The organism is uncultured Thiocystis sp., from assembly GCF_903866365.1.
GTDB lineage: Bacteria > Pseudomonadota > Gammaproteobacteria > Chromatiales > Chromatiaceae > Chromatium.
On record NZ_CAIPNF010000361.1, the window covers coordinates 1 to 9,351 of the forward strand.

Consider the following 9,351-nt stretch of genomic DNA (forward strand, 5'->3'; position numbering starts at 1 on the left):
GAAAGGCGTTACCCTCACCAAAGGGGCCATGAAAAAGGTCGAAGCGCGCTTGGAGCGCAGCCCGACCTTGCCCAAATGGGACATCCTTATCCGGCCCGATTGCGGGTAAGTTCTTTCGCGTAAATCGCCTAAGTTGGCGCTTATGGGGCAAGACCCCTCTGGCCATCGGCCTCGGCCTCAATGCCTTGGAGGCCGGCGACAAGGCGCTCTTCACCACCGCGCTGGCCTTGGTCGAGACTCTCGAACTCGCCGAACTCAAGGGCGAGCTGAAGAAGAAGATCGCCAGCCTGCTCAAGTTCGACCTGCTCATCATCGACGAACTGGGCGATCTGCCAATGAACCGCCAGGGGCTCTACAACCTCTTCCAGCTCATCAACGGACTCGACGAGTACCGCTCGGTGATCCTGACCACCAATCAGGACTTCACCAACTGGGGCGAGTTCTTCCGGGAGGAGAATGTCGCTGTCCCCATCGTCGACCGTCTCATCCATCACTCACACGTCTTCATGCTTGGAGGAGAAAGCGATCGGCTGAAACAGAAACTCGGAAACTGACGTTTAACCAAACGCCCCGATGGGTCAATTTTTGTGGCCAAAAGTGGACCAATTCTGATGGCCATTGACACCAAGTAGCGCAGCGGCGCCCCCGGTAGCGGCTTGTAGCCGAGGGAGCGGTAACGGTCGACGAACGCGTTCCATAAACCACTGCGATGACGCTCGACCAGCTCCCGACGCACCGTCCCCAGCGCGCTCAACGGCGCGTCGATCAGTCCGCCGGACTCGCCTGGCAGCGTGCGCCGGGCATACGATCGCATCGGCTCGGAGTGCCGCCGCGGGCGCCGGCAACTCGATCGGCCCTTCGCGAGACACCCTCAGCAGCGCCTCCCGGCAGCTCATGTCCTTCAAGCGGCCGTCGGGCTTGCGCCAGTCGAGCGCCTCACATGCCCGGTCGTTCAACTGCTGGCGGCTGGCCCCGGCATGCGCCCGCAGGATGCCCCGCACCTGTTCGAGCGCCGCGGCGTCGAACGCCCGCCCGCTGTAGCGTTTGCCGGTCGATGTCGTTTCCATGCGCGAGGTTGTACCCCGATCCGTTCTTCCGTGTTCCGCAGAAATCTCTTGCGGGATCATCAGCTCGGCTTATCGGCTGATGACGCCCCTATCATCGATCTTTGCAGGCGGAACCTCGACTGGCACGCACGGGTGCCGGAAATACACGCCTTGGTGGAGTAAACAACCCACGGGCTCCTGACAATCGACGCATTCCCAAATGGCACTTGTGAACGCGTCGCGCACGAAAAGTACATGCTTCACTGGACGAGTTTAGTAATACGCGAAATATTTTTGTATTATGCCGCCGTCGAGGGGCAAACGCCTCTTTACAGCCAGGCGGTTTTCTCATACAAATAATAATAATTCGCGTTTATGACCTGGGGTGGTGTGAGTTGCCAGCCAGATGACAGGTCTTCCGCCATGGGAGCCCGCGCGATCACTGGCCGCATCGCATCTGCCCAGGAGAAAAGTCATCATGAGAGCACGTACATTACCGGCCGCGATCGCCTTGGCGCTGGCGGCTCAGGCTTCGGCGTCCGCTGACAGCATCGAAGCGCGGCTAGCCCGGTCGGAGGCCCAGAATCGCGCGCAGGAGGCGACCATCGCCGAACAAGAGGCGCGACTGGAAGGGACGCCGAAGCGGGTCAAGACATTGGAAGACGATCTCGAACAGAAGCGCGCCGGGGCGGGGGAGGTCGAAACCGGCGCCTGGTATCGCCACATCGAGATCGCTGGCCTGATCGAGGTCGAGGCCGGTTACGTCTCACCCTCCGAGGGCGACAGCGAGAGCGATGTCAGGCTCGCGACCGTCGAATTGGGCATCACCGCTCAGGTGGCGAACTGGGTGAAGGCTGGCGTATCGCTCCTCTACGAGCAGGACGAAACCGACCTGGAGGTGGATGTTGCCTACATCACTCTGGCCAATCCGGAGGCGACGCCGGTCTTCCTGACCGCCGGTCAGATCTATGTCCCCTTCGGTGCCTACGAAACCAACCTGGTCTCCGACCCGCTCACCCTGGAAATCGGCGAAACACGCGAGAACGCGATTCAGTTGGGGGGCGTGCTGGGCGATTTCTCGGGCAGTGCCTATCTCTTCAGCGGCGACAACAAGGTTAACGGCAAGAACCAGATCGGCAGTTGGGGCGCCAATCTTGACTACGCGCACGAAGAGGATGACCGCGCCTGGGTCTTCGGCGTCGGCTACCTCAATGACCTGGGCGATTCCGACACGCTCCAGGACGCGACCAACGAGAATCGTGTCGCGGTCTTTGAAGAGGCCGTCGAGGATGGCGCCGATCCCGGCGCTTTCAGCGTCGACCCCACGGATCGCACCGGCGGCTGGACGCTCAATGCGAGCGCGACCTCCGGGCAATTCAATGTCATCGGCGAGTATCTCGCGGCCACCGATACCTTCGATACCGACAGCCTGAGCTTCCGGGGCAAGGGCGCCAAGCCCTCGGCCTGGAACATCGAGGCCGGCTTCACCTTCCCGGTCATGGGCCGCGAGTCGGTCGCCGCCGTCGCCTGGCAGGGCACCCGCGAGGCGCTCGCGCTCGAACTGCCCAAGGAACGCTGGTTGGTCGGCTGGTCGATCGAGATTTTCGACCGGACATCGCTCGCGTTCGAGTGGGCGCACGAGACCGACTATGGCACCTCCGATGGTGGAACCGGCAACTCCGGCGACAGCCTGATCGCTCAACTGGCGATGGAGTTTTAGCGGGAGATTGACGATCGTCAAGGCAGGGTGGGATGTTCGGTTGTATGCGGAATATGTTATGACATAACATTTCCCGCCATCCTCCCACTGACCGCCCGACCTCGTCGGAGTCTCTCTATGTACAGACCACTGCTGGCCACGGCCGCGACAGCGGCCTTGCTCGTCCCTCTCGCCGCCTTTCCGGCCAGCGATTCCGAGATCGCCGAGCTGCGGTCCATGCTCGATCAGATGAAGACGCAGTATGAGCGGCGGATCCAGGATCTGGAGAGCCGGCTCGCCAAGGCCGAGCGTCAATCCGCGGACACGGCCCGCGCTCCGGCCGAGTCCCAGCCGATGACCGCGCCCGGCGTCGGCCCGGTCGCCGCCGCTCCCGCCAGGCAAATCGCGAGCGGTTTGGGCGCGCTCACCTCCGGCAGCGCCTTCAATCCGCAACTCTCGGTGATCCTCGACGGCAACTATTATCACGATGGCATCGACGGCGAAGGCGCGGCGCTGGTCGGTCAGGCCTTTCAGCCCTCCGGCGGCGGTCATGCGCATGAACACGAGGGCGAAGCGGGCCACAGTCACGGCTCGACCGTGAACGGCTTCAACTTCCGCGAGGCCGAACTGGCCTTCTCGGCGACCGTCGACCCCTATTTCGACGCCGCCGCCTACATCGCCATCGACGGGGACGGCAATGTCCATCTGGAAGAGGGCTGGTTTCAGACGCGCGGTCTGCCCTACGGTCTGCGCGCCAAGGGCGGCAAGTTTCAGAGCGACTTCGGCTACATCAACAAGCAGCACCCGCATCAATGGGACTTCGTCGATCAGAATCTGGCCTATCTGAACCTGCTCGGTGACCACGGGATCCAGGACACGGGCCTTCAGCTCACCTGGCTGCCGGATCTGCCGCTCTATACGCTCCTGGGCGTCGAGGCGTTGCAAGGCAATCAGGAGGTCTTCGGCGCCACGCTCGACGAGGCGGAACAGGTCGAACTGAATCTCGGCCACAGCCGGGACGGCCCCCGACTCTGGACGGCCTTCGCCAAGATCGCCCCGGATCTGGGCCAGAATCACGCGCTTCAGTTGGGCCTCTCCTATGCGCACGCGACCCAGCATCAGGAGGTGCAGACGCATTCGCATGCACATGCGGGCGAGGAGGAGGGCGTCGAGCTTCACGAGAACGGGCTGGCTGGCGACGCCGATCTGTGGGGTGTCGATCTCGTCTACAAATACGACGGCGCAGGCGCCGACGGTCAGGGCGATTTCAAATTCCAGACCGAGTATCTGCGTTCGATCAAGGATCTGAGCATCCGCTCCAGCCCCCATCCCGAGGCGATCGGTTCCGCGCGCGAGTTCACGACCGATGGTCTTTATGCGCAGGCGGTGTATGGCTTCGCGCCGAAATGGAAGGCGGGTCTGCGCTATGACGTGCTCGGTCTGACCAACGAGATTGGCGGCGGAACGCGAGCCGACTACGGTTCGTCCGACCGCTGGTCAGTCAATGTCACCTGGAGCCTGTCCGAGTTCTCGCAACTGCGCGCGCAGTACGCCACGAACGACATCCTGGTCGCGGAGAACGCGCGGGAACGTTTCGACGCCTTTTATCTCCAGTTTTTGATGAGCCTGGGTAGCCACGGGTCGCATACGTTTTAGCAAGAGCAAACAGCGGCCAGCTTTCAGCCGCCAGCCTTCGCGTTCTCCCTTCTCCCCCTCGGGGGAGAAGGGTCGGGATGAGGGGGGAGAGATTCGGGTCTGCGCCAAAGTGTCGCCGCGAGACAACTCTCTCGTGATCTGATTTCATAGAGGAACCACTGATGATTAAACGATTGATCCTCGCTCTGATCGGGCTTCTGATCGCGGGCGCGGTCCAGGCCGCGCCGCTGAAGATCGTCGCGACCAGCACCAGCATGGGCGCGCTGGTGCGCGAGGTCGCCGGCACCCGGGCCGAACTGACCGTGCTGGCCTCGCCGGATCGCGATCTGCATCAGCTCCAGGCCAAGCCGAGCATGATGCGCGCCCTGCGCGGGGCCGATCTGGTGGTCGCCATCGGTGCCGAACTGGAAGTTGGCTGGCTGCCGGTGGCCATCGCCAGTGCCGCCAATGCCCGGATTCAGCCGGGCCAGCCCGGTTATTTCGAGGCTGCCGCCCAGGTCGATCTGCTGGATGTCGGTGGACCTGCCGACCGCGCGCTCGGGGATGTGCATCCGGTCGGCAATCCGCATCTTGACCTCGATCCGGTGCGCATGGCGACCGTGGCCAGCGCGCTGGCCGAGCGACTGGCCCAACTCGATCCGGCGGGGGCAGACGCCTATCGCCGCGCGGCGGCTGCCTTCGCCGAGCGGGTCGGGCAACGGGTCGACCAATGGCGGACCCGGCTGGACGGCGCGCCGGGCGTCGTGCTCTATCACCGCGACGCCATCTATCTGTTGCAGCGTTTCGGCGTGCCCCTGCTAGGCACCATCGAAGCCGTGCCGGGCGTGCCGCCGACCGGACGCCAGCTCAGCGATCTGGTCGCGACGCTCAAGGGGCGTGACGGCGCCATCCTCTTCGCGCCCTATCAATCGCCCCAGGCTCCACTGAAACTCGCCGGCGATCTCGGGTGGCGCGCCGAACGCCTGAGTCTGGAGCCGCCGCTGGACGCCGACGGCGACGGTTATCTGAATCACATTGGCCGCTGGGTCGATGTCATCGCGGCCGGTCGATGACGCTCGCGCGCGGCGATGTCCTGCTGCGGGTCAGCGGGCTGACCGCCGGTTATGCGCGTCCGGTGGTCGGGCCGCTGTCGTTCGAGGTGCGCGCCGGCGAGGTGCTCGGTCTCTGGGGCCAGAACGGAACCGGGAAATCGACCATCCTCAAGGCCATTGGAAACGCCGCGCGCGTCTTCGCGGGTCGCATCGAGCAGGCGCCCGGATTGACGCTGGCGTTTCTGGAACAGCAACCGGCGCGGCTGCCGCTCATGCCGGTGACGGGTCATGAACTGCTGCGCGCGGCGGGGGCGGCGCGGACCGAGGCGCCGCCCGCGCTGGCGGCCATCCTGCACCGCCGTCTCGACCGACTGAGCGGCGGCCAGTATCAACTGCTTTGGGTCTGGTCCGCGCTGGCGACCGCGGCGGAGCTGGTGCTGCTCGACGAACCCACCAACAATCTGGACCCCGACGCTGAGGCGCGGCTGGTCGATCTGATCGTGCGGCCCGGAAACGGGCGCGCGGTGCTGCTGGTCAGTCATGAACAGCGTTTCCTGGAGTCCGCCTGTTCGCGGATCGTCGAGGTGAGCGCGGAACGCGAGTCGGGATGTTCGAGCTGATCCCCGTCCTTGCGCTCGACCCGCTGTTCCGGCTGCCGTTCGTGACCGGGCTGCTGCTGGCCGGTCTGCTGCCGGTGCTCGGGGCAGTGCTGACGCTGCGTCAGGAATGGCTCGCCGCGCTCGGGCTCGCCCATCTGGCCGCCGCCAGCGCATTGATCGGACTGGCGGCGGGTCTTCCGGCGGTCCTCGGCGGAACCCTGGGCGCGTTGTTGGCGGGCGCGGTCAAGGCCCTGCTGCGCGCTTGCGGCAATGCCGCCTACGCCTTCATGATCCTGATCGGTTGGTCGGCGATGTTGCTGGTCGCGGCCAACTCGGCGGTCGGCGACAGCCTCGGTCACGCGATCATCGACGGACAGCTCTATTTCGCCGGCTTGACCGAACTCCTGCTGTCTCTGCTGCTGGTCGCGATCGCCGCTCACCGCTTGCCCTGGCTGATGCCGCTGATCCTGCGGGCCACCTTCTTCCCGTGTTTCGAGACGGCCAACCGACGACCGGCCTGGCGCTGGCGGCTCGGCCTGGATCTGCTGACCGCCGCCAGTCTTGCGGTCGCCACCGCTACCCTGGGCCTGATGGGCGCCTTCGCGCTGGTGTTCGTCCCGGCCTGGATCGCGTTCCGCCTTGCCCCCAGTTGGCGCTGGACCCTGATCCTCGCGGCGCTGATCGGCGGCGGCGTCTATCTCGCGGCCTTCCTGGCCGCGCTGGCGCTGGATCAGCCCTTCGGCCCCGTGCTCGTCGCCCTGCTGGTCGCCGGCGCGGGCCTGACCGCGCTGATCGGGATCGGCAGATCGAGCGCGACTTGATCAATCCGATTCCAGAACAAACCAACCTAACCCCGAGGTCATTTCGATGCGCAAATTTCTTCTCTGTCTCTGGCTGTTCCTGCCCTCCTTGGCGCAAGCCGACGAACCGCTGCGGGTGTTTGTCAGCGTCCTGCCACAACAGACCTTCGTCGAACGCATTGGTGGCAGCCATGTCGTCGTGGAGTCCATGGTCAGGCCGGGGTTCAGTCCGCACACCTACGAGCCGACCCCGAGCCAGATCGCCCGGCTGGCCGGCGCGGATCTGTATGTGAGCATCGGCGTTCCCTTCGAGGACGCCTGGGCCGAGCGCATTCGCGCCACCAACCCGAGGATGCGGATGCTGGATGCCCGCAAGGGGATTCCACTTCGCGCCCTGGATGCGCACGATCACGATGACGGGAAGGCCAAGAGCCAGGGTCACGCTCACGGCGAAACCGAACAGGATCCGCACCTCTGGACCAGTCCGGCGATGGTCAAGCGGATGGCCGTGACGATCCAGCAGGCACTCGCCGACCTGGACCCGACGCACGCCAGCGAGTACCGGGACAACCTCACGGCCTTCACCGCCGACCTGGATGCGCTCGACCGCGACATCCGCGCCGAACTGGCCGGACTGACCAACCGTCGCTTCATGGTCTTCCATCCCGCCTGGGGCTATTTCGCCGAAGCCTACGAACTTGAGCAGATTCCCATCGAGAAGTCCGGCAAGGAACCGGGGCCGCGCAGTCTCGCCGCGCTGATCGATCAGGCCCGGCGCGAGTTAGTGCGGGTGATCTTCGTGCAACCGCAGTTTCCGCTCAAGTCGGCGGAACAGGTGGCCAAGGCCATCGCTGGACGGGTGGAGGTCATCGATCCGCTGGCGCCGGACTATTTCGAGAACCTGCGCCGGGTCGCCCGCGTGATCGCCGAGTCTGAACGATAAGTTTAAATCCGGCATTTAGAACCGCAAAGGCGCAAAGGACACCAAGAAAAACAAGGGATTGCAATGCCACGATAATCACCCCTTGGGTGACTTTCGTCATCGCAACAAGGAATTGAAATACTTGGCGTTCTTTGTGTTCTTTGTGTTCTTTGCGGTTCAACTGCTCTTTTCGGGATAATTTTAACCGCGTTGCGCCGCGCCGGGTCGATCGCCTTGCGGCTCGGGTGACTGGACAAACACGCAGACCGCGCCGGACGCGGTTCAGGTGAGCGAAGATGCGGAACACATCGTCAGCGTCTTTCATCGGACTCGACCTCGGCACCTCCGGCTGCCGGGTGGTGGCGATCAATGACTTAGGCCGCGAAATCGCGCACGCGAGCATCGCGCTTCCCCGGCCATTGCGACCGCTGGAAGGCTGCGTCGAACAGGATCCGGAGCTGTGGTGGCAGGCGGCGCGCACGGTCCTCAAAACGCTCGGAGACCGGCTGCCTGATCGTCCACCGGCGGGGATCTGCGTGGACGCGACCTCGGCGACCCTGCTCATCGCCACTCCGGACGGCCGCCCGCTCGGACCGGCGCTCATGTACAACGACCGGCGCGCGGTCGCGGCGGCGGCGCGGATCGAGCGTGTCGCGCCGGCGGACAGTCCGGCGCGCGGCCCCGGCTCCAGTCTGGCCAAACTCATCGCATTGCGCGACGGGATGGCCGGAGCAACGCCCAGGCGCGCGCTCCATCAGGCGGATTGGATCAGCGGTCGACTGACGGGCGACTATGGCCATAGCGACTGGAACAACGCGCTGAAGCTGGGGTATGACGCCGAGCGTCTGTGCTGGCCCGACTGGGCGCTTGACCTGCTCCCGGCCGGAACCGTTCTGCCGCGGGTGGTCGCGCCCGGCACGCCGCTCGGGCGCATCGCACCGGAGGTCGCCCGCGAACTCGGCTTCCCGCCAACCACCCGGATTCTGGCCGGAACGACCGACAGCACCGCGGCGGTCATTGCCGCCGGCGCCCAGCGTCCGGGCGATGCGGTGACCTCGCTCGGCAGTACGCTGGTCGTCAAGATCATCGCCGAACGGCCGGTGACCGCCAGTGCGTTCGGCGTTTACAGCCACCGCTTCGGCGACCATTGGCTGGTCGGCGGGGCCTCCAACAGCGGCGGCGCGGTCCTGCGCCAGTTTTTCGGCGACGAGGAGATCGCCGACTTGAGCCGTGCTATCGACCCGGATACCCCGTCGGGGCTGAATTACTATCCGCTGCCAGCGACCGGCGAGCGCTTTCCGCGTCAGGCACCCGATCTTGAACCGCGTCTGCAACCCCGTCCGAGCGATCCAGTCCGTTTTCTGCACGGACTGCTGGAAGGCATCGCGGCCATCGAGGCGGAAGGCTACGCGCGTCTGCACGCGTTGGGCGCGCCAAGACCCGCGCGCGTCATCACCGTGGGCGGCGGGGCGTCGAACCCGACCTGGACACGGATGAGGGCACGTCTTTTGGGTCTGGAGGTTGTCGCGGCGGAGCACCGCGAGGCCGCGTTCGGGGCCGCCAGGCTTGCGCTTCGGGCATTCGACACTGAACACTGA

At 65.0% G+C, this 9,351-nt stretch carries 8 protein-coding genes; all 8 read left to right on the forward strand.

Annotated features, from left to right (window positions below; all coding sequences use genetic code 11):
• Nucleotides 1-158 precede the first annotated feature (158 nt).
• Nucleotides 159-554 (forward strand): ATP-binding protein, encoded by a 396-nt coding sequence (locus QZY07_RS20205; protein WP_295406526.1) that lies wholly within the window; start codon nt 159-161, stop codon nt 552-554.
• Between the two features lie 970 nt (nt 555-1,524).
• Nucleotides 1,525-2,766 (forward strand): LbtU family siderophore porin, encoded by a 1,242-nt coding sequence (locus tag QZY07_RS20210; RefSeq protein WP_295406505.1) that lies wholly within the window; start codon nt 1,525-1,527, stop codon nt 2,764-2,766.
• Between the two features lie 117 nt (nt 2,767-2,883).
• Nucleotides 2,884-4,401, forward strand: a complete 1,518-nt coding sequence (locus tag QZY07_RS20215; RefSeq protein ID WP_295406508.1) for a TonB-dependent receptor — start codon at nt 2,884-2,886, stop codon at nt 4,399-4,401.
• A gap of 161 nt (nt 4,402-4,562) precedes the next feature.
• Nucleotides 4,563-5,453 carry a metal ABC transporter substrate-binding protein gene (locus QZY07_RS20220; protein WP_295406511.1) on the forward strand — a complete coding sequence of 297 codons (891 nt, stop codon included), beginning with the start codon at nt 4,563-4,565 and terminating at the stop codon, nt 5,451-5,453.
• Nucleotides 5,450-6,052 carry an ATP-binding cassette domain-containing protein gene (locus QZY07_RS20225; protein WP_295406514.1) on the forward strand — a complete coding sequence of 201 codons (603 nt, stop codon included), beginning with the start codon at nt 5,450-5,452 and terminating at the stop codon, nt 6,050-6,052. Before QZY07_RS20220 ends, QZY07_RS20225 begins: the two co-directional genes overlap by 4 nt.
• Nucleotides 6,040-6,852 (forward strand): metal ABC transporter permease, encoded by an 813-nt coding sequence (locus tag QZY07_RS20230; protein WP_295406517.1) that lies wholly within the window; start codon nt 6,040-6,042, stop codon nt 6,850-6,852. The genes QZY07_RS20225 and QZY07_RS20230 overlap by 13 nt, the downstream gene beginning before the upstream one ends.
• Before the next feature lie 46 nt (nt 6,853-6,898).
• A complete protein-coding gene (locus tag QZY07_RS20235; protein ID WP_295406520.1) occupies nt 6,899-7,774 on the forward strand; it encodes a zinc ABC transporter substrate-binding protein in 876 nt (291 codons plus the stop codon).
• Nucleotides 7,775-8,049: 275 nt separating this feature from the next.
• Complete coding sequence (locus QZY07_RS20240; RefSeq protein WP_295406523.1) at nt 8,050-9,351, forward strand: FGGY-family carbohydrate kinase; 1,302 nt, start codon at nt 8,050-8,052, stop codon at nt 9,349-9,351.

What these genes read in the sequence shown, in the direction of transcription:
- QZY07_RS20210 (WP_295406505.1), top strand. Translation starts at nt 1,525, where the DNA reads ATGAGAGCACGTACATTACCGGCCGCGATCGCCTTGGCGCTGGCGGCT.
- QZY07_RS20215 (WP_295406508.1), top strand. Translation starts at nt 2,884, where the DNA reads ATGTACAGACCACTGCTGGCCACGGCCGCGACAGCGGCCTTGCTCGTC.
- QZY07_RS20220 (WP_295406511.1), top strand. Translation starts at nt 4,563, where the DNA reads ATGATTAAACGATTGATCCTCGCTCTGATCGGGCTTCTGATCGCGGGC.
- QZY07_RS20225 (WP_295406514.1), top strand. Translation starts at nt 5,450, where the DNA reads ATGACGCTCGCGCGCGGCGATGTCCTGCTGCGGGTCAGCGGGCTGACC.
- QZY07_RS20230 (WP_295406517.1), top strand. Translation starts at nt 6,040, where the DNA reads ATGTTCGAGCTGATCCCCGTCCTTGCGCTCGACCCGCTGTTCCGGCTG.
- QZY07_RS20235 (WP_295406520.1), top strand. Translation starts at nt 6,899, where the DNA reads ATGCGCAAATTTCTTCTCTGTCTCTGGCTGTTCCTGCCCTCCTTGGCG.
- QZY07_RS20240 (WP_295406523.1), top strand. Translation starts at nt 8,050, where the DNA reads ATGCGGAACACATCGTCAGCGTCTTTCATCGGACTCGACCTCGGCACC.